Source organism: Microbacterium sp. WHRI 7836 (genome assembly GCF_040223885.2).
Lineage (GTDB): Bacteria > Actinomycetota > Actinomycetes > Actinomycetales > Microbacteriaceae > Microbacterium > Microbacterium oxydans.
In genome coordinates this window covers 1,312,053-1,334,594 of the sequence record NZ_CP168171.1, presented here as the reverse complement: position 1 = coordinate 1,334,594, position 22,542 = coordinate 1,312,053, and the positions used below count along the sequence as shown (strand labels likewise).

Below are 22,542 nucleotides of genomic sequence, written 5' to 3'. Positions count from 1 at the left end.
TGTCGATTCGGGTTCTCGAAAGTGTCCTGCATGAGCGGGGCGGCCGACCATGCCGACCGCCCCGCGGAGATCAACCGACCGGGTCGACCTCGGGCTGCGTCGCCTTGACGCCGGAGGCACCGAGGTTGTTGTCGAAGATCTGCTGCCAGATCTCGCCACCATCGGTCAGCTGCGTGTTGAAGTACTCCACGAGGGCGTCGTCACCCTTGGCGACGCCGATGCCGTAGCGCTCCTCGCTGAAGGGCTCACCGACGACCTTGAGGTTGTCCGGGTCCTGAGCCGCGTAGCCGATGAGGATCGCCTCATCGGTGGTGACCGCGTCCACCTGGCCGTTCTTCAGGTCCTCGACGCACTTCGAGTACGTGTCGTACTCCTTGGTGGGCACGTCGGGGTAGTTCGTCTTGATGTTCTGGATCGGCGTCGAGCCGGTCGCCGAGCAGACGGTCGTCGAGGAGTCGAGGTCGTCGACGCTCTTGATGTCGCTGTCAGCTGCCACGAGGAGGCCCTGACCGGTGACGAAGTACGGACCGGCGAAGGAGATCTGCTCCTTGCGCTTGTCGGTGATGGAGTAGGTGCCGACGTAGTAGTCGATGTCGCCGTTCACGATGGCCTGCTCGCGGTTCGCGGAGGCGATCGCCTGGAACTCGATCTTCTCCGGGTCGACACCGAGCGATGCCGCCATCCAGCGGGCGATGTCGACGTCGAATCCGGTGCGGTCACCGGTCACGGGGTCGAGGTAGCCGAGACCGGGCTGGTCCTCCTTGACGCCGACCTTGATCTTTCCGGACGACTCGATCCGGTCGAACGTCGGGCTGCCGTCGATGCTGACGTCGGTCAGGACGGTCCAGGGCGTGCTGCTGGAGGAGTCACCTTCGTCGCCGCCTTCCGGGGCCCCCGTGCTGGACGGGGTTCCGCTGTTGCAGGCGGTGAGCGTCAGCAGCGCGGCTGCCGCGATTCCGATGCCTGCCAGTGTCCGTGTGCGTCGCATGTGCGTCTCCTTCGTGTGCTGTGTGTGCAGGGTCTGTGTGTGAGTGTGTGAGTGTGCGGGCGCGTCAGTGCGTGAGGAGCTTCGAGAGGAAGTCCTTGGCGCGATCGCTCTTCGGGTGCGTGAAGAACTCCTCGGGAGTCGCCTCCTCCACAATCCGTCCGTCCGCCATGAACACGACGCGGTCGGCGGCCTTGCGCGCGAAGCCCATCTCGTGCGTGACGACGATCATCGTCATCCCGTCCTGGGCGAGTTCGACCATGACGTCGAGCACCTCGTTGATCATCTCGGGGTCGAGCGCACTGGTGGGCTCGTCGAACAGCATCACCTTGGGCTGCATCGCGAGAGCGCGGGCGATGGCCACGCGCTGCTGCTGACCACCGGAGAGCTGGGCAGGGAGCTTCGAGGCCTGCTGGGCCACGCCGACGCGCTCGAGCAGCATCATCGCCTCCTTCTCGGCGTCGGCCTTCTTGATGCCGCGCACCTTGATCGGTCCGAGAGTCACGTTCTCGAGGATCGTGAGGTGGGCGAAGAGGTTGAACGACTGGAAGACCATGCCGACGTCGGCGCGCAGATGAGCCAGGCCCTTGCCCTCGGCCGGGAGCTCCTTGCCGTCGATGCGGATGCTCCCGCTGGTGATCGTCTCCAAGCGGTTGATCGTGCGGCACAGTGTCGACTTCCCAGAGCCGGACGGGCCGATCACGACGACGACCTCCCCCGAGTTCACGGTCAGATCGATGTCGGTGAGCGCCTGGAAGTCGCCGTAGTGCTTCTGGACGTTCTCGACCACGACGAGCGGGGTATCAGAGGTCATCATTTCTCCAAACTAGCCACGTCGGGCGCGGGTCTCCAGGCACCTCGGTGAGATTTACACGTTCGTAATCACCTGATCGCGGCACCAATGCTGCTGTGCATGGGTACCCCGCGGCCCGCCCCCACGGGCCGCGGAATCGTCCTGCTGCGATGCCCCAACGACAGTTGTGCAGCAGGCGACGATCGTGCGCGATCGACCTCACAATGGCAGAGCGCCGGCCCCGCTGTCAGACTTCTTGAGGATTTCTTGAGCAGTCAACCGCGCAGGTCGCGGTAGTAGTCGATCGCACCATCGTGGAGAGGGACCGGACCGGTGAAGATCGCCGAGCGCCGATCCAGCAGCGCCGCGGTCGGCACCTCCCCCGCGATGCGCAGTCGCGCGTCGAAGAGCCCGGCCAGGACATCGTGCACGACGGCATCCGGCGTGGATGCGGCGGTGACGAGATAGTTGGGAACGGCCATCGTCGGTGCGGAGTCCGGCAGGCCGTATGTCCCCGCGGGGACATCGGCCTGCCGATAGGCATGCGAGTACCGTTCGTTCACGGCATTGACCCACTCGGGCTCGATCGGGAGCAGACGCACCGGAGCCCGCGAGGACAGTTCGGCCACGCCGGGAGTGGGCAGGCCCCCCACCCAGAAGAAGCCGTCGATCTCACCACGCTCCATCGCACCGATCGACGCGCTGAGGTCGAGCTGGGGGTCGCGGACGGAATCGAGCGCGACGCCTGCCGCGTCGAGCACTCGGCCGGCGATCACGTTGACGCCGGAGTTCTCGGCGCCGAGGGAGATGGTGCGGCCGGCAAGATCGCCGATGTCGTCGATGTCCGAATCCCCCCGCACCACGACCTGAACGTACTCGTCGTACAGGCGGGCGAGAGCCTCCACCTCCAACGGCCGCTCGAAGGCGCCGGTGCCCGACACCGCGTCGGCGGCGGCATCCCCCTGCGCGAATCCGAGCAGGGCCTCGCCCGAACTCACCCGCAGCAGGTTGTCGACCGATCCCGCGGTCTCCTGCGCGACCATCCGGAGGTCGAGCCGGTCCGACAGTTCTTCCGCCAGGTGGCTGCCGTAGTCGTAGTACACACCGGTCGAGCCCCCGCTGGCGATCGCGTACTCGACGTCGCTCCACTCGTCGGAGCGAGGGACGCACGCGGTCAACCCGGTCAGCAGCACGAACGCGAGTCCTCCCGCGAGAAGTCCCCTGGCGGCCGACCTCATGGCGTGGACCCGTCGTGCAGGACGAGCGCGACCTCGAGTCCGCCACCCCGTGCCGTAGAGACCGCCAGCTCTCCCCCGATCGTCTCCAGCAGATCGCTCGCGATCGCCAGCCCGAGTCCTGACCCCGGTGTGTCCCCGGTGTCGGCGTTGCGCCAGAACCGGTCGGTCGCCGCAGCTGCCTGCTCGTCGGTGAGGCCCGGGCCGTGATCGCGGACCGTGATCCGACAGACGCTTCCTTCCCGTCTCGCCCCGATCTCGATGTGCGCCCCCTCGGGCGAGAACTTCACGGCATTGTCGATCACGGCATCCAGCGCGCTCTCCACGATCGTGCGGTCGGTCACGCTCATCACCGATGACACACCGGTGGAGCGCAGCCCGACTCCGCGCTGAGCCGCGACATCGCGCCATGCTTCCCGGCGACGAGCGGCCAGAGTCGCCAGATCCACAGCGGAGACGGTCGAGTCGCCACGGCCGCCGCGTGCGAGGCCGAGAAGTGTCTCGAGGATGCGGGTCATCCGGCGCCCCTCCTCCCTCGTCTCCTCGACGTCGCCCTGCCACTCGTCGCCGAGTCCCGTCGCCAGATGCTCCACTCTCAGGAGCAGAGCGTTGAGGGGGTTGCGCAGTTCGTGTGAGGCGTTGAGCGCGAACTCCTGCTGCCTCGTCATCACCCGTTCGATCTCGTCGGCCATGCCGTTGAACACCTGCGCCATGCGGCGGAGCTCCGGCGGACCGTCGTCCGCAGCAACGCGCGCGTCCATCTCGCCGCGCTCGATCGCGACCATGGCCTCGTCGAGTCGGCGCACCGGCGAGAGCACCCAACGCGCGAGCCGGAAAACCAGGAGCACGCCGAGCGCGATGAGCACGCCCGCGATCGCCGAGATGAGCAGGAGCTGGTGCAGGATCGCGGCGCGCGGAGTCGCCACATCTCCGGCGACGAGCACGGCGCCTATCACGTCACCGTCATCGAACACCGGCTCGGCCAATGCGGAATCCGAGACGCTCCACGGGAACACCACCGTCGGCTGCTCGGCTCGTCGACCGGAGAGCGCCAGCTTGACGCGCTCGGCATCGTCTTCGCGAAGCACCGCCGGGTCCTGATCCGCTGCGGCCCACACGCCGCCCCCGAGATCGAACACGGTCACCTCGATCCCGTAGACCTCGCGGAACCGCTCCACCTCCGCCTCGATCACGGCAGCACTGCCGGAGCGCAGAGCCTGGCGCGCGCTCGTGACGAAGTAGCCGAGGTCGCCGATCTGCTGCGCATAGAAGGCCTGCTGCACGCTCTGGGCGGCGCTCCACCCCGCGGCACCGCCGAGTCCGGCCAGGATCGCGACGAGCGGTATCAGGAACACGAGGATGAGGCGACGACGCACGACTCAGGACCCTGCCAGCCGATAGCCGACCCCGCGGACCGTCTCGATGACCCCGCGGACCCCGGTCTTCTTCCTGATCGCCCCGACGTGCACCTCCAGAGAATGGCCGAATCCTCGCCAGTCGGTGTTCCACACCTCGCGGATCAGCCGGTCCTTCGGCACCGCCACTCCCGGGTAGCGGGCCAGGACGGCGATGATGTCGAACTCCTTGCGCGTGAGGTCGATGGCCGCGCCGTCGACCAGCACCTGGCGAGCGATCAGATCGACCTGCACGCCGCCTCCGTGGAGCAGGACGCGCGCATCCGCCTCGGGCCTCATCGGCCTGGATCGCCGTGTCACCGCCTCGATCCGCGCCAGGAGCTCGTGCACATCGTAGGGCTTCACCACGAAGTCATCGGCTCCGGCGCGGAGCCCTTTGATGCGCTCCGCGACCTGGCTGCGGGCGGTCACGATCACGATCGGGACCTCGGAGCGGCCCCTGATCCGGCGACACAGGTCGACCCCGTCGACGTCGGGCAGGCCGAGATCGAGCAGCACCACCTCGGTGTCCGCTCCGAGAAGACCCAGCGCAGACGCTCCATCCGCCGCGCGGACGGTCGCGTACCCGGACCGGGCGAGAAACGCCTCCAGTGCGCCTGCGACCCGGTCGTCGTCTTCGACGATCAGAATCCTCATCGACTCCGCTTCCCGCTTCCCCCGGCGTCCGTCACCTCAGTCGACGGACGTCGCCCGCTGAGCGAATGCGCTTTCATACAGGCAGACGCTGGCGGCCGTCGCCAGATTGAGCGACTCGGCTCGGCCGAAGATCGGAAGCTTGAGCACGCGGTCCGCGAGATCCAGCGCCTCGTCTTCGAGTCCGCGCGCCTCGTTGCCGAAGAGCCATCCCGTCGGCCCGGCCAGCACGCCCTCCGCGCGCGCTTCCAACAGGTCATCGCCCTTCACGTCCGCCGCGAGGATGCGCAGACCTGCGGCGTGAGCACGCTTCACGACTTCGGCGAGGTCGCCCCCGACCGAGACGGGAAGGTGGAACAGGGACCCTGTGGTCGCGCGCACCACCTTCGGGTTGTACGGATCGACGGTGCGACCGGTCAGGACGACGGCATCCGCACCCGCGGCATCTGCTGCCCGGATGATCGTGCCGAGGTTCCCTGGATCCCGCACCTCCTCGCAGATCGCCACCAGTCGCGGCGAGGCGTCGAAGATGTCGCGCACCGACGTCGGCGTCTGCTGCACGACGGCGACGAGGCCTTGCGGTGTGACGGTGTCGGCCATGGCGTTGAGCACGTACTCGGTGACGTACTCGACCTCGATGTCCGCCTCTGCGGCCTTCGCGCGGATGTCGGGGTGCCGCTCCCAGCCGTTCGGCGTCGCGAAGAGCTCGACGATCGCCTCGGGACGGTAGGTGAGCGCCTCGCGCACCGACTGCGGGCCCTCCAGAAGGAACAGGCCTGTCTCAGTCCTCGCGCTGCGTTTGGTCAGCTTCGCGACAGCACGGACTCGGGGCGAACGGGGGTTCTCCAGCACGATCACAGTCTAGGGAACGCACGGCCCTCTCCCGCACCATCCGGGTAGGGTGCCTGCATGACGATCGATGCCGCGGTGAGGAGCTCCCGTCGGCGGATCGTCCTCGCAGTGCTCGCCGTCGCGACGGTCGCGATCGGGCTCGTCATCCATCGCAGTGGGGGCGGGGTCGTGGGCGACGTCATCGGCGATGCGCTGTACGCCGTGCTCATCTATCTGCTCGTCGCCCTGATCGCCGCGCGGTGCCGCCCCCTCGCGCCGGCCCTCGTCTCCTTCGTGTTCTGCGCCGGCGTCGAACTGTTCCAGCTCACCGGTATCCCTCGCGAGTGGGGATCGGCACTCCCCCCGATCCGCCTCGTCCTCGGCTCCGGATTCGATGGACGCGACATCCTCGTCTACGCGGGTGCCGTCGCCATGGCCGCTCTCGTCGACCTCGCGGTCAGCCGCGCGGCAGTCCTCGCCACGCCGGGAAACACCACAGGGCGCCCTCCCGAAGGAGAGCGCCCTGTGTGAAGAGGTGCTTACGCAGCCGACTTCGGCGCGTTGACGTCGGAGGGAAGAGCCTTCTTCGCCGTCTCGACCAGCGTCGTGAACGTGGCAGCGTCGTTGACCGCGAGGTCGGCGAGCATGCGACGGTCGACCGTGACACCCGCGAGGCCGAGGCCCTGGATGAAGCGGTTGTACGTCATGCCGTTCTGGCGGGCCGCAGCGTTGATGCGCTGGATCCACAGACGACGGAAGTCACCCTTGCGCTTGCGACGGTCACGGTACGAGTAGACCAGCGAGTGGATGACCTGCTCTTTGGCCTTGCGGTAGAGGCGCGAACGCTGTCCGCGGTAACCGGAGGCGCGCTCGAGGATGACCCGGCGCTTCTTGTGGGCGTTTACTGCCCGCTTGACTCTTGCCATTTTCCTGTGTTCCTATTCGTGCGTTCGGCGCGCGTCAGCGACCGAGAAGCTTCTTCGCGACCTTGGTGTCAGCCTTCGACAGGACCTGGTCCTGGTTCAGACGACGCGTGCGACGGCTCGACTTGTGCTCGAGGTTGTGGCGCATCCCGGCCTGCTGCTTCTTCAGCTTTCCGCTGCCGGTGATCTTGAAGCGCTTCTTAGCACCCGAGTGGGTCTTCTGCTTCGGCATCTTCTCTTCCTTCGTATGGCGCCTTCTCAGGCGACGGTGTCAACCCGCGGTGCGGGAGTTCTGGGGCGGGTACTACTCCGCAGTGGTGGCGGCGGCCTCGTTCTTCGCCTCGCGCGCAGCCTGCTTCTTGTCCGCGCGCTGAGCATCGCGCACGGCGTTCTGCTCCTGCTTCGCCTCGGACTTGCTCTTGAGCGGAGCCACGACCATCACCATGTTGCGACCGTCGATGGTCGGGTTCGACTCGACGGTGCCGAACTCGGCGACATCCTCGGCGAACTTGCGCAGCAGACGCACACCCTGCTCGGGACGCGACTGCTCGCGACCGCGGAACAGGATCATGGCCTTGACCTTGTCGCCGGCCTTGAGGAAGCCCTCGGCACGCTTGAGCTTGGTCGTGTAGTCGTGAGCCTCGATCTTCAGACGGAAGCGCACTTCCTTGAGGATCGTGTTCGCCTGGTTGCGGCGAGCTTCCTTTTCCTTCTGGGCGGCCTCGTACTTGAACTTGCCGTAGTCCATGATCTTGACGACGGGCGGCTTCGAGTTCGGGGCGACCTCGACGAGGTCGAGATCGGCTTCCTGCGCGAGGCGCAGTGCGGCTTCGATGCGGACGACGCCGATCTGCTCACCCGCGGGGCCGACGAGGCGGACCTCGGGGACGCGGATGCGCTCATTGGTACGGGGATCGCTGATGCGGAACTCCTTAGACGATGTGATTCGGCCACCGCGACGCTGTCTGCATCACGGGCGAAATCGGAATCGTCCCCACCCACCGGCATTCAGACGCCGGCTCCGCACCCTGTCTACCGGCTCCTTCTTTCGAACGGAGCCGGTGGAGTGCAAGACCCGGTAGCCTTGAACGGCAAGCGCGGGTGGGAAGTGAATCCTCTTTCGTTCCGGAGCATGACGCTCCGGAGCCCGCCAAAGTCTAACAGAAAGCAAGGCGAAGTGACGAACCAGGCACCGGACGAGGCGGCACGCGAGCGCGAAGAGCGTTGGGCACGTCAGGAGGAGGCCGCATCGTCGGCCACCCGCGACATCGCCGATGTACCCGCAGTCGAGGTGATCACCACCGCCGCCGTGCACCTCATGAGCGCGGCAGCCGTCAAGCTCGGGCTCGCCGACGATCCGGACGCCGCAGCGCAGCTCGACCTCGACGAGGCGCGCAAGCTCATCAACTCCCTCGCCGGGCTCATCACCGCCGGCGCTCCGGAGATCAGCGACATGCACGCGCGGTCCCTGCGCGACGGTCTCCGCTCACTCCAGCTCGCCTTCCGCGAGGCGTCCACGATCCCCGATCCGATCGGCAAGGGACCGGGCGAGAAGTGGACCGGCCCGGTCAACTAGCTGCCGCGGGCTCGACGACCAGAGGGTCGGCCGAGGCCGGGCCGGGGCACTGCCCTTCGGTGCGAGTCCAGGAGATCTCCTGTTCCGACTCATGGATGACGGCACCTTGCGCATCGAACAACCGGATGTCAACCAGGTCGGGCGTGGACATGTCGAAGGACATGCTCCACGTGCCGTCGGCCGACGGAGACGCCGAGAACAGGTTCGCGGACGAACTCGCATCCTCCCCCGGCCCCGGTGAGCACTGCCCGTCCGCGCAGAACTGGAGGTCGGTCGCCGCCGGGAAGGCGCTCACGTCGACGACGACCGTGCTGATGTAGGCGATCGCCGGGCACGCGTTGACCACGCAGCCGGAAGTGCCGGCGACGGCGCCTCCGAGCAGCACGACGGCGGCGAGAGCTCGCAACAGAGTCCGGGGCATGTCCCCGAGCGTAGCGAAGCGGTTCAGGCGCTGCGGCGGAGCTTCACGGTGAGGGAGTCGACGAGCACGGCGATCCGGTCGTCCGATGCCCAGCGAGACGCGAGACGCGAGAGCACGGCGTCGAGCACCTCGCGTTCGAGTCCGTCGACCAGCTCGAGGACCACGATGAGCTCGGGCCCGCGCAGACGGGCGTCGGGGTCCCCGGAATCCACAGCCACGTCGATGACGGCCAGTTCGTGGGCCACGCTCTCCTGCAGCGCCGTGAACACCTCGGTCGACAGGAAGCTCGGCTCCCAGCGCTGCTCCTGAGCGATCGCCCACACGGCAGGGCGCCGGATGACGAACTCGGTGTCGGACGTCGGGTCGAGCACGATCAGGTCGGTGTCCTCCGACGAGGCGGCCAGCGCCGCGCGGATAGCTTCGACGGGGATGGGTCGCGCCGTCGGGTCCCACGCCTGCATCGCCTGGACCGACGAGAACACCGGCTGCACGCGCCGACCATCCGGAGCCGCGACCGTGACGATGGAGAGCTCCTGCGTCTTGTCAACGGTGAGGCCGTTGGGGGCGATCCCCTCCTCCCCCTTCTCCGCGATGAGGGGCACCAGCACACGGGCGGCACGGAAGGCGTCGACGACCTCGGACTGGCTACCCTCGCCGGCGCGGAAGCGCAGCAGCGCCGCCAGCAGCGCGGGGTCGGCGGAACCGTCGTCCGCGGCGTGCGGATTCGACTCGAAGCTGCGCCCCTCCCACGGGACGCCTGCTGAATCGCCGTAGTTGTGCGGCTCGGGGCCGCACGCGTGCGCGTCAGTCTCCTGCGACATCCAGTGCCTCAGCCAGCGTGAAGGCGCCGGCGTAGAGTGCCTTGCCGACGATCGCGCCCTCGACGCCCAACGGCACGAGGTCGCGGAGCGCGGCGATGTCGTCCAGGCTCGAGATGCCGCCTGACGCGACCACGGGCTTCGGGGTGCGGGAGGTGACCTCACGGAGAAGGTCGAGGTTCGGACCGCGGAGGGTTCCGTCCTTCGTGACGTCGGTGACCACGTAGCGGCTGCAGCCGGCGTCTTCGAGGCGGTCGAGCACCTCCCAGAGGTCCCCGCCCTCCTTGGTCCATCCGCGGGCGGCGAGCGTCGTTCCGCGCACATCGAGACCGACGGCGATCGCCTCGCCGTAACGGCCGATCACGTCGGCAGCCCACTCCGGATTCTCCAGCGCCGCCGTGCCCAGGTTGATCCGCGTCGCGCCGCTCTCCAGAGCCGCCTCCAGCGTCGCGTCGTCGCGGATACCACCCGAAAGCTCGATGTTCACGCCCTTGAACTGCTTGATGACCTTGCGCAGGATCGGCGCGTTGCTGCCCCGACCGAAGGCCGCGTCGAGGTCGACCAGGTGGATCCAGGAGGCGCCCTGCGACACCCACTCCCCTGCGGCGTCCAACGGGTCGCCATAGCTGGTCTCGGTTCCGGCCTCGCCCTGAGTCAGTCGGACGGCCTTGCCCCCGGCGACATCGACCGCGGGAAGGAGCGTGAGCGAGGGGGACTGCGCGAAGTCGTTCATGGGGTCCTTGGATCGGGAAGCTCTTCGGCCCGGTGCGGGCACGAGAACCGAGGGTAGTCCGCCGGGCGGCGGGGAACAAAACGGGTGACGTCGGCGGGCGTCGTCAGAGACTCTCGACCCAGTTGCGCAGCAGCTGGATACCTGCTTCGCCGGACTTCTCCGGGTGGAACTGCGTCGCCGACAGCGGGCCGTTCTCCACGGCGGCGAGGAAGGGATCGCCGTAGGTCGTCCAGGTCAGGACGGGTTCCGGGAACGGCGGAATGACATCGAGCTGCCAGGACTGGGCGGCGTAGGAGTGCACGAAGTAGAAGCGCTCCTGCTCGATGCCGCGGAAGAGCATGCTGTCGGAACCGGGCGCGACGGTGTTCCAGCCCATGTGCGGAAGCACCGGCGCGTTGAGCTCGGTGACGGCTCCGGGCCACTCTCCGAGCCCTGCGGTGTCACGCCCACGCTCGACGCCGTGCTCGAACAGCACCTGCATCCCGACGCAGATGCCGAGGACGGGACGGCCACCGGCCAGACGGCGGTCGATGATCTCGTCGCCTCCGTGCGCACGCAGGGCATCGCGAACCGCCTGGAACGCGCCGACGCCGGGAACGACCAGGCCGTCCGCCTCGAGGGCGGTGGTGCGGTCACGGGTCAGCACGGCGTCGGCACCGGCAGCCACGAGAGCCTTGACGGCCGAGTGGACGTTGCCCGACTCGTAGTCGAACACCGCGACGCGAGGAGCCGAGGTCACAGCGCGCCTTTGGTGGACGGAATGCCGTCGACGAGCGGATCCAGCGCCTTGGCCTGACGGAACGCACGCGCGAACGCCTTGTACTCCGCTTCCGCGATGTGGTGCGGGTCTCGGCCGCCGAGCACACGCACGTGCACCGTGAGAGCGGCATTGAACGTGATGGCTTCGAAGGAGTGGCGGACGAGCGCCCCTGTGAAGTGTCCGCCGATCAGGTGGTGCTCGAACCCCTCGGGCTCCCCCGTGTGCACGAGGTACGGGCGGCCCGAGATGTCGACCACGGCCTGCGCGAGCGCCTCGTCGAGGGGGACGAGGGCGTCTCCGTACCGGGAGATGCCGGACTTGTCGCCGAGGGCTTCGAGGATCGCCTGTCCGAGCACGATCGAGACGTCTTCCACGGTGTGGTGTGCGTCGATGTGGGTGTCACCGGAAGCGCGCACGGTGAGGTCGGTCAGCGAGTGCTTCGCGAACGCCGTGAGCATGTGGTCGAAGAAGGGCACCGAGGTGTCGATGTGGCTCACGCCGGTCCCGTCGAGGTTCAGCTCGAGCTCGACGGTGGACTCCGACGTGCGGCGCACACGGCTCGCGGTGCGCGGGGTCGGTGCGGAAGTGCTCATGAAGCCGATCCTATCGAGGCAAGAGCATCAAGGAACCCGGTGGTCTCGGCCTCGGTGCCCGCGCTCACCCTCAGGTGTCCTGGGATGCCGACATCGCGTACCAGCACCCCCTGGTCGTACAGCTGCTGCCAGGTGGCCTTCGGGTCGGAGACTCCACCGAACAGCACGAAGTTCGACCAGGATTCGTGCGGCTGGTAACCCAGCGCCTCGAGAGTCGCCGTGATGCGGTCGCGCTGCTCGACGATCTCCTCGACCATGCCGAGCATGACGTCGGCATTGCGCAGCGCCGCGATGGCCGCCGCCTGGGTGAGTGCGCTCAGGTGGTACGGCAGACGCACCAACCGCAGCGCGTCGATGAACGCCGGGTCGGCCGCGAGATACCCGACACGGGCTCCGGCGAACGCGAAGGCCTTGCTCATCGTGCGCGAGACGGCCAGACGCGGCCGCCCCTCGAGCAGCGTCAGTGCGGAGACCGCGTCATGCGGCGCGAACTCCTGGTAGGCCTCGTCGACGATCACTATGCCCCTGGCAGCCTCATACACCGCTTCGATGACGTCGAGTCCGAGCGGCGTGCCGGTGGGGTTGTTGGGAGAGCAGAGGATGACCACGTCCGGCTCGGCGGCCCGCACCTGCTCGGCCGCCTCCTCCGGAGTGATGGTGTAGTCGGGCTGACGCGTACCGGCGATCCACCGCGCACCGGTGCCCTGCGCGATGAGCGGGTACATCGAATAGGTCGGCGCGAACCCGAAAGCCGTGCGACGAGGGCCTCCGAAGGCCTGCAGGATGTGCTGGAGCACCTCATTGGACCCGTTGCCCGCCCAGATCTGCTCGGGGACGAGACCGTGGCCCAGGTACTCCGCGAAAGACTCGCGAAGCGTGGTGAACTCACGATCCGGGTAGCGGTTGACATCACGGATCGCGACGGCGATGTCATCGAGGATGTCGCTCGCCACCGCATCGGGGATCGGATGCGTGTTCTCATTCACGTTGAGCGCGATGGGAAGCGGCGCCTGTGGAGCACCGTATGGCTTCAATCCGCGGAGATCGTCACGTAGCGGGAGATCGTTGAGGGAGAGGGTCACCCTTCCCATGCTAGGCGGCGCTTGAGGTTGATGACGCAAAGTCGCCGCCCCAGGAACTCCTCGTCTGAGCCCTCCGCCGGATCAGCGCGCGTACTGAGCCGGGATCGCCAGAGTCTGCCCGATCTGCAGCTCCCCGCCGCGCAACAGGTTCATCCGGCTGATGTCGCCGATCACATCGCGCGGGTCGGCGTCGGGCGCGACGCCGGTGGCGATGGACCAGAGCGTGTCACCGGGCATGACGGTGACGGTCTCGACGCCGGCGGGTGCGGTGTCGGCACCCGACGCGACCGCGCTGCCGCCGCTGAGCGCCGCGAACGCGATGCCGGCGGCGAGGGGCACCGACGCCAGGGCGAGCAGTACAGCGCGACCACGCGTCGTCAGCCGGAGTCTCGTCGAAGGACGGGGCGATGCCGGGATGACTGCTGCGGTGCTGAAGCCGATGCTGCTCATGTGGTGCTCCTTAGCCTGTCCCGGAGCGGTGAGGCTGCCGGGGAAGTTGGCGTAGCGTTCGCATTCACGACTCGGCCGGGAGCCGGGAATGCGAAGCTACGTACCGAAGATATCTTCGAGTTCGAACATTTGTCAAGTATTCTTCGAAACCACACCGGGGAAAGAGGCCGACACGCTCGAACAGATCTTCCAGATCGGCCCGATTCTCGGATACGGTTTCGATAAGGACACCCCACCACGGGCCTCCGACATTCGAAGAGGGACGTCGGATCACGCACTGAAGGAGCACCATGAGCGAGAACTCTGCCGCCGAGTCGGAGGCACCGCGCACGCGCCGCCGGAAGAGCCTCAGCCCGAAGCAGATGGCGATCCTCGAGGTCATCCAGAACTCGATCGCGAACCACGGCTATCCGCCGAGCATGCGCGAGATCGGAGACGCCGTCGGTCTCAAGTCCCTCTCCAGCGTCACCCATCAACTCGGACAGCTCGAGCTGAGTGGCTACCTGCGCCGCGACCCGGGGAAGACCAGGGCGATGGAGGTGCTCATCGATCTGCCGGGCGCCAGCACCGAGAACCCGGCCGACGTCGCGACTCCCGTAGGCGACGCCGCGCTCGTCCCCCTGGTGGGACGGATCGCCGCCGGCGTGCCGATCACCGCGGATCAGCAGGTCGAGGAGATCTTCCCGCTCCCCCGTCAGTTGGTGGGCAAGGGCGACCTGTTCATGCTCAAGGTCTCCGGCGAGTCGATGATCGACGCCGCCATCTGCGACGGCGACTGGGTCGTGGTCCGCTCCCAGAACAGCGCGGAGAACGGCGAGATCGTCGCGGCGATGCTCGATGGCGAGGCGACGGTCAAGGTGCTGCGCCGCCGGGACGGCCACACCTGGCTCCTCCCCCGCAACTCGGCATTCGAACCCATCCTCGGCGACGAGTCCGTCGTCCTCGGCAAGGTCGTGGCGGTGCTCCGCGCCGTCTGACCCTCGATCCGGTCAGCGCGGACAGTGGTCGGGCCCACGGCGTGGCCGCACACGCGGTGCGACGCCGCATAGGCTCGAGACATGTCGTCGTCCCCTTACGGTTCCTGGTCATCCCCGTTCTCCGCCGCCTCGGTCGCCGCGTCTTCACCGCGCATCGACGGCGCCCGTTTCGTCGGCTCGGAGATCTGGTGGGGCGAGTCGGTGCCGGCCCAGAAGGGCCGCGTGACGGTGCGGAGCTCCTCCGGAGCCGAGATCCTCCCCTCCCCCTGGAGCGCACGCTCACGTGTGCACGAGTACGGCGGGGGTGCGTGGACGGCGGACGAGCACGGCACGCTCTACTTCGTCGACGCGAACGACCAGCGGGTTCGTCGTCTGAGCGTGGGAGGCGAGCCCGTTGCTCTCACCCCTCCCGGACCCTCCCACGGCGGCCTGCGTGTGCAGTCCGGTCGACTGCTGGCCGTGCGCGAAGACCTCTCCCGCACGCCGCATCTCCGAGCGATCGTCGAGATCCCGCTCGACGGCTCCGCAGCCGAGGATGCGTCCGCGATCACGGTGATCGTGCAGGGCGATGGCTTCTTCGCCCACCCCGCGCTCTCCCCAGACGGCACCCGCGCCGCGTGGGTCGCGTGGGACAGCGGCCGCATGCCGTGGGAGGACGCGCACGTGCAGGTCGCCGAGGTCGGTGAGGATACTCCGCGCACGATCCCCTCACGGGCGGCGCTGCAGCCGGAGTGGCTGAGCGACTCGGAGCTGCTCTTCGCCGATGATCCGGGTGGGCGCTGGGCCCTGCAGCGCATCTCCCTGGACGGTGTGGTCCCGGTCGGCACCGCACGGCAGGTCTCACCCTCGGACGCCGACACGGGCTATGGACTCTGGGTCCTCGGCAACCGCTGGTATCAGCTGCTCGACGACGGCCGTGTCGTCGCCGTCCGGACGAACGGGCGCGACGAGGTCGTGGTGATCGATACCGATGATGCTGCCGACGACCGCGTCGACGTCATCTCGTTCCCCGGAGACGGCCATGTGAGCGTCGACGATGTCGACGGCACCCGCGTGCTCCTCTCCGGCAACGGTTCGCGTGCGAACGCCGGGCTGTGGTGCGTCGACGTCGTATCGGGTGCCACCGTGGCGGTGCGCGGCGGCGAACCGGTCGATCCGCAGTGGATGCCCGCTGCGATGCCGATCGAGATCCAGGGCCCGCACGGAGAGGTGCACGCGTTCGCGTACCCGCCGGCGAACCCGCACGCGACGGCTCCCGATCGCGAGCTCCCGCCCTACATCGTCCTGGTGCACGGGGGGCCGACGGCGCACGTCACCGGGGCGGCGTCCGAGGCGATCGCGTTCTACACGAGCCGCGGCATCGGCGTGCTCGACGTGAACTACGGAGGATCCACGGGGTACGGCCGCTCATACCGTGAACGTCTCGACGGCCAGTGGGGCATCGTCGATGTCGACGACGTGATCGCCGCGGCCCGCGGTCTGGCGGACGCGGGCCTGGCCGACCCCGACCGGATCGCGATCCGCGGCGGGTCGGCCGGCGGCTGGACCGTGCTGTCGGCGCTGGTGCGGGGCGGAGCCTTCGCTGCCGGGATCAGCCGCTACGGGGTCGCCGATCTGCGCATGCTCGTCGCGGAGACCCACGATTTCGAGGCGTCGTACATCGACGGTCTGGTCGGTCCCCTCCCCGAGCACGAGCACCTGTACGTGGAGCGTTCACCGCTCACGCACGCCGACCGGATCGACGCGCCCGTGCTGCTGCTGCAGGGCGGCGAGGATCGCGTGGTTCCGCCCTCGCAGTCCGAGGCGATCCGAGACGCGCTCGCGGCACGCGGAGTCGACCACGAGTATGTGCTGTACCCCGCCGAGGGGCACGGATTCCGCAGCGCCGACACGATCGTCGACGCCCTCGAGCGCGAGCTGACGTTCCTCGGCCGTGTGTTCGGCTTCGAGCCGCGTCTGTGAGGACGACTTCCCCCGCGAGGGTCACTCCCCCACGCGGTTGCGCAGACGCATGGCGCGGTCGGCTTCGCGGGTGTCCTGACGCTCACGCAGGGTCTGTCGCTTGTCGTACTCGCGCTTACCTTTGGCGAGGGCGATCTCGACCTTGGCGCGACCGTCGGAGAAGTACAGCTTCAGCGGGATGAGGGTGTATCCCCCTGCCGAGACGGCGTGGGCGATCTTCGCGATCTCCTCACGGTGCAGCAGCAGCTTGCGGATGCGCTTGGCCGAATGGTTCGTCCAATGCCCCTGCGAGTACTCCGGGATGTGCACTGAGTCGAGGAAGACCTCGTTCCCCTTGACGAACGCGTAGCCGTCGCTGAGGTTGGCTCGTCCCTGACGCAGCGACTTGACCTCGGTGCCGGTGAGCACCATCCCCGCCTCGTACGACTTCTCGATGGCGTAGTCGTGACGTGCGCGACGATTGGTCGCGACGACCTTCTCTCCGCGTTCCCTGGGCATGATGCTCTCCTGTTGCCGTGATGAGCCCGATCGATCGATCGGACCGAGCAGCCTTTCAGGCTATCAGGTGCGCAGCCAGCGTCGGATCGCGAAGCCCGCGGACAGGGCGGCGAGGATCACTCCGATGCCGATCAGCACCGGGACGACCAGTGCCGCGTCCTGCATCGTGACCCACGTCGTGATGAACGGCACCCTTCCCCGCAGATAGCCGTTGACGCCGAAGTGCACGCCTGCGACGACCGCAGCGCTGGCCAGGGCCGACCCCAGGAAGGCCGCGAACACGCCCTCCAGCACGAACGGGGTCTGGATGAAGCGGTTGGACGCTCCGACGAGGCGCATGATGCCGATCTCCTTGCGCCTCGCATACGCGGACAGGCGGATCGTCGTGCCGATCAGGAGAGTCGCGGCGATGAGCATGAGCACGGCGATCCCGACCGCGATGTACGTCGCGACGGTCAAAGCGGAGAACAGGGGCTCCAGGTACTGCAGCTGATCCTTCACCTGCTCGACCCCAGCCTGTCCGCTGAAGGCTTCGGCGAGCACCTGGGACTGGCCGGGATCCTTCATGGTCACGAAGAACACTTCGAAGGCCTGGTCGGGAGTGAGCACGCTCGCCTGGTCCGCGCCGAGCTGGTCGACGAGTTTGGCGTAGGTCTCTTCCTTGGTGTCGAAGGTCATCGAGCTGATGAGCGGTTTGAGCGCGTCGCCCTCGAGCTGCGCACGCACGGCTGCGACCTGCTCCTCGCTCGCCGCACCGTCGAGACACGTCTCGGATTCCGACACGGCCGAGCACATGTACACAGCCACCTGGGCGCGCTCGGCCCAGTAGCCGCGCATGACGCCGATCTGCCCCTGCATGAGGATCGCGGCGCCCACGAAGGTCAGGGACACGAAGGTGACCAGCACGACGGAGATCACCATCGAGATGTTCCGCCGGAGTCCGACGAGGGCTTCGGTCAGGATGAGTCCGATTCTCATGAGGTCGGGCCCACTTCCTCGTCGTCCTCGTCGGAGAGACCGAGGCGATCCGCGACACCGAGTTCGGCGACGTCGACCGTCGGCAGGACGATCGGATGCGTTCGCGGGCGTGCCGCCGGAGCGGGTTCGACGGCCGAAGGCGGCTCGACCACCGCGGGAGGTTCGACGGCAGCGGGAGGCTCGACCACGGCGGGGGGCTCGACGACGTTCGCAGCTGCGCCCTCCTGCACCGCGGGCTGCGGCTCCGGCGCTTCGACCGTGCGCGGGGCGGGCGGAACCACCGTCTCCCCGTCGCGATCGACTGCTGCCGCAGCCTGACGCTGACTGGCGAGCTCTTCTGCGAGTGCGGCACGCACCACCGAGAGATCGGCGGTCTGGCGCTGCACCTCCTGGACGGCGGTCAGTGCGGCAGCGGCTGCCGCACCACGCACTTCCTCTGGCACGAGGCGCGGGATGTTGGACGTGTCGCCGTATCCGCCATGCACCTCATCGCGGACCATCTCGCCGTCGCGCAGCTCGATCACGCGGCGCTGCATCTGATCGACGAAACCGGCCTCGTGGGTGGCCATCAGTACCGTGGTGCCCCCCGCGTTGATGCGGGCGAGCAGCTGCATGATGTCGACCGAGGTCGCAGGGTCGAGGTTTCCGGTCGGCTCATCGGCGAGCAGAACCTGGGGCCGATTGACGAGAGCGCGCGCGATGGCGACGCGCTGCTGCTCACCGCCCGACAGTTCGTGGGGCATCCGCTTCTGCTTGCCGTCGAGGCCCACCAGAGCGAGCGCCTCAGGCACCGCCTGTTGGATGAAGCCGCGGGAGGCACCGGTCACCTGGAGCGTGAACGCGACGTTCTGATGGACGGTCTTCGACGGGAGGAGCCGGAAGTCCTGGAACACCGACCCGATATGGCGGCGGAAGTACGGCACCTTGCGGTTCGCGAGGGCTCGCAGGTCCCTCCCGAGCACCGCGACCCGTCCCGAGGTGGGGACGTCCTCGCGCAGGATGAGGCGCAGGCAGGACGACTTGCCGGAACCCGAGGCCCCGACGAGGAAGACGAACTCCCCGCGTTGCACTTCGAAGTCGACACCGGAGAGGGCGGGCTTCGACGTCCCGCGGTAGCGTTTCGTGACGTTCTCGAACCGAATCATGGCGCTACGAGCCTAAGCGCGGGCTCTTCCCTGACGGCGAGCGACACCCCGCAGAGGCACGTCCGCCCTCCACCCGGATGGGGATTGCTCCCCATGCACACGCCACCGCCGCGTCACCTGCCACTGCTATACATGAAGATGCCGACCGCACGAAGCGGTCGCCGAATTCTTTCGAGGGGGAGCCATGACGACACCTGCAGGTTGGTACGACGACGGATCCGGACGGCAGCGCTGGTGGGACGGCCAGCAGTGGACGGAACACTTCGCCCCTGAGGCGACGGATGCGGGGTCGGCCTCTGAGGAGCCGAACGTCTCCGAGACCACGCCGATCGAGGACACGGTCATCGAGGAGACGGTGATCGGAGACACGGTGATCGAAGACACGGTGATCCGTCCGTCCGAGGAGACGGTGATCATTCCCGAGGAGCACGGCTCGTCGGCCCCCGCGGACCAGGGCGATGTCGATGCTGCGGGTGCGACCGCCGCGACGACCCCGCTCGGCGACGACCTCGGCGCCTACTCCGCGCCGGCGGCCCCTCCCGCATACCCGGCAGCCGCCCCCGGACAGTCCACGGACGCCTACCCCGGCGTCGCGCCCGCCTACCCCGGCACCACGACGGGCTACCCCGCCGCCGCCCCCTACGGGCAGCCGGTCTCCGAGGAGCCGAAGAAGCTCTCGGTCCTGGGGCTCGTCGGTCTCGGTGTCGCTGCGCTCGGCACGATCCTGGTCTTCATCCCGGTCGTCGGATTCATCGGCTTCGTGCTGCTCGCGGCCGCCTTCGTCGTCTCGCTGATCTCGCTCTTCCTGAAGGGCAAGAAGTGGCCGGGCATCGCGGGCCTCGTCCTCGCGGTCGTCGGCACCATCATCGGGATCATCATGTCGTTCGTCTACCTCTTCGCCTTCGCACAGGGCGTGAGCGAGGAGATCGACAAGCTGCCCACCTCCTCCCCCTCGATCGAGGCATCGGCACCGCCGGAGAGCGAGGGGCCCGACGCCGGTGTGCGTCCGACCTCGCCGGAAGTGGCGCAGGGACTGACCGCCATCCTCGCCTCGTCGGGCGCTGAGGGGTACACGGAGCCCCAGGTGTCCTGCCTCGCCGATCTGCTCGTGGCCTCGGATCTCGACAACGCGACGTTGCGCACGATCGCGGACAGCGACGGCAACCTCACCGACACGGACGCTCTGTACGGTGTCGCCGAGGTGCTCAGCGATACCGAGGCGATCACGGCCTGCCTCGTTCCCTGAGCGAGGTCAGCTCAATTCGAGAAGGCCTCGAGGGCAATGCTCTCGAGGCCTTCTTCGTGTGATCGAACCGGTATTCGACACAGGGGCGTCCCCGGCGCTACCGTCATCTTTGACGGCCGCCCCTCGCAGAACGGCCGGCGTCGCGAGGACGACCTCACCACGCAATCGCCGACCGAGAAAGACGCACGGGAACGCCTGATGACAACACCTGCCGGCTGGTACGACGACGGCTCCGGGAACCGACGGTGGTGGGATGGGCTGAGCTGGACGGAGCATGTCGTCACCGGGCACCCCGCTGCCGTCACGGAATCGGAGGTCACGACCTCGACTGCCGAGGACGCGCACGTCGCTGCTGACCCGACGGCGCCCGCAGCGGCGACGGACCCCGGGGTCCCGACGACCGCCGCCACGGGTCAGCCCCTCGGGACCGTGGCCGACCTCGAACCCGCGCCCTTCGCCCCGCCGTACACGCTCGCGCACCAGATGCCTGCCTCCCCCGCCGGGACGGTGCCCTCGAACGGTGCGATCTCCGCTCCATACGGCGGGTATCCGGCAGCCTCGTGGCCCACGCCTTCCACCCCGCAAGCCCGCCCCGGCGTCCCTGTCGTGGGCATCATCGGCCTGGCAGCCGTGGTCATCGGCGTCGTCTGCGCGTGCATCCCCGTGATCGCGATCGCCGGGTGGGCGCTCCTCGCCGTCGGGTTCGTGATGTCGCTCGTCTCCCTGTTCCTGCGCGGGCGGAAGTGGCCGGGCATCACCGGTCTCGCCCTCGCTGTGATCGGTGCCGTGCTCGCGGCTGCCGTGTCGCTGCTGCTGCTCGCCGCGACATCGTCGGACGGTGCTTCGTCCGCGATCCCGAGCGAACGGCCGACGGATGGAGGCACGTCCACGGAACGTCCGGACCCGTCCGCGATCGAGGGCGCCGAGATGACGACCTTCGCCGATCTCGAGGTCGGTGACTGTCTGCCCCTGGTCGTGTACGACGAGGACGAGCTCGTCTTCGAGCTGCCCGTCGTGCCCTGCGAGCAGCCGCACACCGACGAGGTCTTCTTCATCTACGACGTGGAAGACGGTGAGTTCCCGGGCGACGACGCCCTCACCGAGACCTCGTGGAACGGCTGCTACGAGGCGTTCCAGGCGTACGTCGGCACCTCGTACGAGGCCTCGGAGCTCGACTTCTACAACTACCAGCCGACGAAGGGCACGTGGATCCGGGAGGGGGACCGCACCGTGCAGTGCATCCTCTTCAGCTATGACGATGTGACCGGCACCCTGCGGGACTCCGGTCGCTGACCACAACGATACGAAGAAGGCCCCGGATCGCTCCGGGGCCTTCTTCGTGGACTCAGTCCTCGGTCTTGCGCTTGCGCCAGCGGATACCCGCCGAGATGAAGTCGTCGAGGTCGCCGTCGAAGACCGCAGCCGGATTGCCGGATTCCTGGCCGGTGCGGAGGTCCTTGACCAGCTGCTGGCCGTAGAGGAAGTACGAGCGCATCTGATCGCCCCAGCTCGCGGTGATGTTGCCCGCGAGTTCCTTCTTCTTCGCAGCCTCCTGCTCCTTCTGCAGCAGCAGGAGTCGCGTCTGCAGCACGCGCATGGCGGCGGCACGGTTCTGGATCTGCGACTTCTCGTTCTGCATCGACACGACGATGCCGGTCGGGAGGTGCGTGAGGCGCACGGCGGAGTCTGTCGTGTTGACCGACTGCCCACCCGGGCCGGAGGAGCGGAACACGTCGACGCGGATGTCGCTCTCCGGGATGTCGACCTCTGTGGCCTCTTCCATCAGCGGGATGACCTCGACGGCGGCGAACGACGTCTGCCGCTTGTCGGCGGAGCCGAACGGACTGATGCGGGCGAGACGATGCGTTCCGGCCTCGACCGAGATGGTGCCGAAGGCGTAGGGAGCGTCGATCTCGAAGGTCGCGGACTTGATGCCGGCGCCCTCCGCGTAAGACGTGTCCATGACCTTGACGGGGTACTTGTGCCGCTCGGCCCAGCGCAGGTACATGCGCATCAGCATCTCGGCGAAGTCCGTGGCGTCATCGCCGCCGGCCCCGGAGCGGATCGTGATGATCGCGGAGCGCTCGTCGTATTCGCCGTCGAGGAGCGTCTGCACCTCGAGCTGGTTGATCAGATCGGTCAGCGCAGCGAGCTCCGTGCGGGCCTCCTGCGCTGAGTCCTCGTCGCCCATCTCGTTCGCGAGACCGACCAGCACTTCCAGGTCGTCGAGACGCTGGGCGATGCCGGTGATGCGGGCGAGCTCCGACTGGCGGTGGCTGAGGGCGCTGGTCACCTTCTGCGCGTTCTCGGTGTCGTCCCAGAGGTCGGGAGCGCCGGCCTCCTCGCTGAGACGCGCGATGTCGTCGCGGAGACGGGAGACATCGACGACCTCGCTGATGTCGCCGAAGGTGTGCCTGAGCGCCTGGATTTCGGCGGAGAGATCTAGTTCGAGCATGACACCTCAGCCTAACGTGCCGCCTGCCCGCAC

General features: G+C 68.0%; 26 protein-coding genes. 6 read left to right on the top strand and 20 right to left on the bottom strand.

Translation table 11 applies throughout. From position 1 onward, the window contains the following. Window positions 1–70: 70 nt before the first annotated feature. The 6 genes from ABRP18_RS06350 to ABRP18_RS06325 all read right to left on the bottom strand — a co-directional run bounded on the left by ABRP18_RS06350 (window position 71) and on the right by ABRP18_RS06325 (window position 5,913). Window positions 71–988, bottom strand: coding sequence for a glutamate ABC transporter substrate-binding protein (locus ABRP18_RS06350; protein WP_046749024.1), 918 nt, complete (start codon window positions 986–988; stop codon window positions 71–73). A gap of 64 nt (window positions 989–1,052) precedes the next feature. Next, the gene (locus ABRP18_RS06345) at window positions 1,053–1,802 is read right to left on the bottom strand and encodes an amino acid ABC transporter ATP-binding protein (protein ID WP_082108708.1); all 750 of its coding nucleotides are present in this window, start codon (window positions 1,800–1,802) and stop codon (window positions 1,053–1,055) included. Between the two features lie 251 nt (window positions 1,803–2,053). Then, complete coding sequence (locus tag ABRP18_RS06340) at window positions 2,054–3,016, bottom strand: TAXI family TRAP transporter solute-binding subunit (protein WP_046749023.1); 963 nt, start codon at window positions 3,014–3,016, stop codon at window positions 2,054–2,056. Then, window positions 3,013–4,389, bottom strand: a complete 1,377-nt coding sequence (locus ABRP18_RS06335; protein WP_349885736.1) for a HAMP domain-containing sensor histidine kinase — start codon at window positions 4,387–4,389, stop codon at window positions 3,013–3,015. Before ABRP18_RS06335 ends, ABRP18_RS06340 begins: the two co-directional genes overlap by 4 nt. Before the next feature lie 3 nt (window positions 4,390–4,392). Then, window positions 4,393–5,064, bottom strand: coding sequence for a response regulator transcription factor (locus ABRP18_RS06330; protein ID WP_046749021.1), 672 nt, complete (start codon window positions 5,062–5,064; stop codon window positions 4,393–4,395). Window positions 5,065–5,100: 36 nt separating this feature from the next. Next, window positions 5,101–5,913, bottom strand: a complete 813-nt coding sequence (locus ABRP18_RS06325; protein WP_349885735.1) for an RNA methyltransferase — start codon at window positions 5,911–5,913, stop codon at window positions 5,101–5,103. Window positions 5,914–5,970: 57 nt separating this feature from the next. Here ABRP18_RS06325 and ABRP18_RS06320 point away from each other — a divergent pair, with 57 nt between their 5' ends. Then, window positions 5,971–6,423 (top strand): DUF2809 domain-containing protein, encoded by a 453-nt coding sequence (locus ABRP18_RS06320; RefSeq protein ID WP_349885734.1) that lies wholly within the window; start codon window positions 5,971–5,973, stop codon window positions 6,421–6,423. An 8-nt stretch (window positions 6,424–6,431) separates the two neighbouring features. Here ABRP18_RS06320 and rplT read toward each other — a convergent pair whose 3' ends face one another. From rplT to infC, 3 genes are all read right to left on the bottom strand, one after another. Beyond that, on the bottom strand, window positions 6,432–6,818 hold the full coding sequence (gene rplT / locus ABRP18_RS06315; protein ID WP_017202428.1) for a 50S ribosomal protein L20: 387 nt from the start codon (window positions 6,816–6,818) through the stop codon (window positions 6,432–6,434). A 34-nt stretch (window positions 6,819–6,852) separates the two neighbouring features. Next, complete coding sequence (gene rpmI, locus ABRP18_RS06310) at window positions 6,853–7,047, bottom strand: 50S ribosomal protein L35 (protein ID WP_017828564.1); 195 nt, start codon at window positions 7,045–7,047, stop codon at window positions 6,853–6,855. Between the two features lie 72 nt (window positions 7,048–7,119). Then, on the bottom strand, window positions 7,120–7,761 hold the full coding sequence (gene infC, locus ABRP18_RS06305) for a translation initiation factor IF-3 (RefSeq protein ID WP_082108707.1): 642 nt from the start codon (window positions 7,759–7,761) through the stop codon (window positions 7,120–7,122). 231 nt (window positions 7,762–7,992) lie between these two features. Between infC and ABRP18_RS06300 the strand changes: the two genes are divergently transcribed. After that, the gene (locus tag ABRP18_RS06300; protein ID WP_046749018.1) at window positions 7,993–8,391 is read left to right on the top strand and encodes a DUF1844 domain-containing protein; all 399 of its coding nucleotides are present in this window, start codon (window positions 7,993–7,995) and stop codon (window positions 8,389–8,391) included. Here the strand turns inward: ABRP18_RS06300 and ABRP18_RS06295 are convergent. The 7 genes from ABRP18_RS06295 to ABRP18_RS06265 all read right to left on the bottom strand — a co-directional run bounded on the left by ABRP18_RS06295 (window position 8,384) and on the right by ABRP18_RS06265 (window position 13,248). After that, complete coding sequence (locus ABRP18_RS06295) at window positions 8,384–8,812, bottom strand: hypothetical protein (RefSeq protein WP_058632210.1); 429 nt, start codon at window positions 8,810–8,812, stop codon at window positions 8,384–8,386. The two genes, ABRP18_RS06300 and ABRP18_RS06295, sit on opposite strands and share 8 nt — an antisense overlap. A gap of 23 nt (window positions 8,813–8,835) precedes the next feature. Further along, window positions 8,836–9,633 carry an SseB family protein gene (locus tag ABRP18_RS06290; protein ID WP_349885733.1) on the bottom strand — a complete coding sequence of 266 codons (798 nt, stop codon included), beginning with the start codon at window positions 9,631–9,633 and terminating at the stop codon, window positions 8,836–8,838. Next, window positions 9,617–10,363: a bifunctional 1-(5-phosphoribosyl)-5-((5-phosphoribosylamino)methylideneamino)imidazole-4-carboxamide isomerase/phosphoribosylanthranilate isomerase PriA gene (priA, locus tag ABRP18_RS06285; protein ID WP_046749015.1), complete on the bottom strand. Its 747-nt coding sequence runs from the start codon at window positions 10,361–10,363 to the stop codon at window positions 9,617–9,619. Before priA ends, ABRP18_RS06290 begins: the two co-directional genes overlap by 17 nt. Window positions 10,364–10,466: 103 nt before the next feature. After that, window positions 10,467–11,102, bottom strand: a complete 636-nt coding sequence (hisH, locus tag ABRP18_RS06280) for an imidazole glycerol phosphate synthase subunit HisH (RefSeq protein ID WP_349885732.1) — start codon at window positions 11,100–11,102, stop codon at window positions 10,467–10,469. Continuing rightward, window positions 11,099–11,716, bottom strand: a complete 618-nt coding sequence (gene hisB / locus ABRP18_RS06275; protein ID WP_349885731.1) for an imidazoleglycerol-phosphate dehydratase HisB — start codon at window positions 11,714–11,716, stop codon at window positions 11,099–11,101. The genes hisH and hisB overlap by 4 nt, the downstream gene beginning before the upstream one ends. Next, the gene (locus ABRP18_RS06270; protein ID WP_349885730.1) at window positions 11,713–12,798 is read right to left on the bottom strand and encodes a histidinol-phosphate transaminase; all 1,086 of its coding nucleotides are present in this window, start codon (window positions 12,796–12,798) and stop codon (window positions 11,713–11,715) included. Before ABRP18_RS06270 ends, hisB begins: the two co-directional genes overlap by 4 nt. A gap of 81 nt (window positions 12,799–12,879) precedes the next feature. Continuing rightward, window positions 12,880–13,248 carry a LysM peptidoglycan-binding domain-containing protein gene (locus ABRP18_RS06265; protein ID WP_193762523.1) on the bottom strand — a complete coding sequence of 123 codons (369 nt, stop codon included), beginning with the start codon at window positions 13,246–13,248 and terminating at the stop codon, window positions 12,880–12,882. 290 nt (window positions 13,249–13,538) lie between these two features. Between ABRP18_RS06265 and lexA the strand changes: the two genes are divergently transcribed. Together lexA and ABRP18_RS06255 are read left to right on the top strand one after the other, a co-directional pair. Continuing rightward, entirely contained in the window at window positions 13,539–14,225 is a 687-nt protein-coding gene (lexA, locus tag ABRP18_RS06260; protein WP_046749010.1) for a transcriptional repressor LexA, read from the top strand. A gap of 81 nt (window positions 14,226–14,306) precedes the next feature. Beyond that, the gene (locus tag ABRP18_RS06255) at window positions 14,307–16,187 is read left to right on the top strand and encodes a prolyl oligopeptidase family serine peptidase (protein ID WP_349885729.1); all 1,881 of its coding nucleotides are present in this window, start codon (window positions 14,307–14,309) and stop codon (window positions 16,185–16,187) included. A 21-nt stretch (window positions 16,188–16,208) separates the two neighbouring features. Here the strand turns inward: ABRP18_RS06255 and smpB are convergent, their stop codons facing one another. The 3 genes from smpB to ftsE all read right to left on the bottom strand — a co-directional run bounded on the left by smpB (window position 16,209) and on the right by ftsE (window position 18,808). After that, window positions 16,209–16,685 carry an SsrA-binding protein SmpB gene (smpB, locus tag ABRP18_RS06250; protein ID WP_046749008.1) on the bottom strand — a complete coding sequence of 159 codons (477 nt, stop codon included), beginning with the start codon at window positions 16,683–16,685 and terminating at the stop codon, window positions 16,209–16,211. 63 nt (window positions 16,686–16,748) lie between these two features. After that, window positions 16,749–17,663, bottom strand: a complete 915-nt coding sequence (gene ftsX, locus ABRP18_RS06245; protein ID WP_046749007.1) for a permease-like cell division protein FtsX — start codon at window positions 17,661–17,663, stop codon at window positions 16,749–16,751. Then, window positions 17,660–18,808, bottom strand: coding sequence for a cell division ATP-binding protein FtsE (gene ftsE, locus ABRP18_RS06240; protein ID WP_046749006.1), 1,149 nt, complete (start codon window positions 18,806–18,808; stop codon window positions 17,660–17,662). The genes ftsX and ftsE overlap by 4 nt, the downstream gene beginning before the upstream one ends. Before the next feature lie 184 nt (window positions 18,809–18,992). On the opposite strand from ftsE, the gene ABRP18_RS06235 reads away from it, so the two are divergent. Then, a complete protein-coding gene (locus ABRP18_RS06235; RefSeq protein WP_193762526.1) occupies window positions 18,993–20,054 on the top strand; it encodes a DUF2510 domain-containing protein in 1,062 nt (353 codons plus the stop codon). Between the two features lie 198 nt (window positions 20,055–20,252). Next, window positions 20,253–21,347, top strand: a complete 1,095-nt coding sequence (locus tag ABRP18_RS06230) for a DUF2510 domain-containing protein (protein WP_193762527.1) — start codon at window positions 20,253–20,255, stop codon at window positions 21,345–21,347. A 52-nt stretch (window positions 21,348–21,399) separates the two neighbouring features. Here ABRP18_RS06230 and prfB read toward each other — a convergent pair whose 3' ends face one another. Beyond that, on the bottom strand, window positions 21,400–22,509 hold the full coding sequence (gene prfB, locus ABRP18_RS06225; protein ID WP_046749003.1) for a peptide chain release factor 2: 1,110 nt from the start codon (window positions 22,507–22,509) through the stop codon (window positions 21,400–21,402). Between the last annotated feature and the right edge of the window lie 33 nt (window positions 22,510–22,542).

Excerpts from the sequence above, each read along its gene's own strand:
- ABRP18_RS06345 (WP_082108708.1), bottom strand. The coding sequence starts at position 1,802 with ATGATGACCTCTGATACCCCGCTCGTCGTGGTCGAGAACGTCCAGAAG.
- ABRP18_RS06265 (WP_193762523.1), bottom strand. The coding sequence starts at position 13,248 with ATGAGCAGCATCGGCTTCAGCACCGCAGCAGTCATCCCGGCATCGCCC.
- ABRP18_RS06255 (WP_349885729.1), top strand. The coding sequence starts at position 14,307 with ATGTCGTCGTCCCCTTACGGTTCCTGGTCATCCCCGTTCTCCGCCGCC.
- hisB (WP_349885731.1), bottom strand. The coding sequence starts at position 11,716 with ATGAGCACTTCCGCACCGACCCCGCGCACCGCGAGCCGTGTGCGCCGC.
- rplT (WP_017202428.1), bottom strand. The coding sequence starts at position 6,818 with ATGGCAAGAGTCAAGCGGGCAGTAAACGCCCACAAGAAGCGCCGGGTC.
- priA (WP_046749015.1), bottom strand. The coding sequence starts at position 10,363 with ATGAACGACTTCGCGCAGTCCCCCTCGCTCACGCTCCTTCCCGCGGTC.
- ABRP18_RS06350 (WP_046749024.1), bottom strand. The coding sequence starts at position 988 with ATGCGACGCACACGGACACTGGCAGGCATCGGAATCGCGGCAGCCGCG.
- ABRP18_RS06340 (WP_046749023.1), bottom strand. The coding sequence starts at position 3,016 with ATGAGGTCGGCCGCCAGGGGACTTCTCGCGGGAGGACTCGCGTTCGTG.
- smpB (WP_046749008.1), bottom strand. The coding sequence starts at position 16,685 with ATGCCCAGGGAACGCGGAGAGAAGGTCGTCGCGACCAATCGTCGCGCA.
- lexA (WP_046749010.1), top strand. The coding sequence starts at position 13,539 with ATGAGCGAGAACTCTGCCGCCGAGTCGGAGGCACCGCGCACGCGCCGC.
- ABRP18_RS06235 (WP_193762526.1), top strand. The coding sequence starts at position 18,993 with ATGACGACACCTGCAGGTTGGTACGACGACGGATCCGGACGGCAGCGC.
- ABRP18_RS06230 (WP_193762527.1), top strand. The coding sequence starts at position 20,253 with ATGACAACACCTGCCGGCTGGTACGACGACGGCTCCGGGAACCGACGG.
- ABRP18_RS06330 (WP_046749021.1), bottom strand. The coding sequence starts at position 5,064 with ATGAGGATTCTGATCGTCGAAGACGACGACCGGGTCGCAGGCGCACTG.
- ftsE (WP_046749006.1), bottom strand. The coding sequence starts at position 18,808 with ATGATTCGGTTCGAGAACGTCACGAAACGCTACCGCGGGACGTCGAAG.
- ABRP18_RS06290 (WP_349885733.1), bottom strand. The coding sequence starts at position 9,633 with ATGTCGCAGGAGACTGACGCGCACGCGTGCGGCCCCGAGCCGCACAAC.
- ABRP18_RS06295 (WP_058632210.1), bottom strand. The coding sequence starts at position 8,812 with ATGCCCCGGACTCTGTTGCGAGCTCTCGCCGCCGTCGTGCTGCTCGGA.
- ftsX (WP_046749007.1), bottom strand. The coding sequence starts at position 17,663 with ATGAGAATCGGACTCATCCTGACCGAAGCCCTCGTCGGACTCCGGCGG.
- rpmI (WP_017828564.1), bottom strand. The coding sequence starts at position 7,047 with ATGCCGAAGCAGAAGACCCACTCGGGTGCTAAGAAGCGCTTCAAGATC.
- ABRP18_RS06320 (WP_349885734.1), top strand. The coding sequence starts at position 5,971 with ATGACGATCGATGCCGCGGTGAGGAGCTCCCGTCGGCGGATCGTCCTC.
- prfB (WP_046749003.1), bottom strand. The coding sequence starts at position 22,509 with ATGCTCGAACTAGATCTCTCCGCCGAAATCCAGGCGCTCAGGCACACC.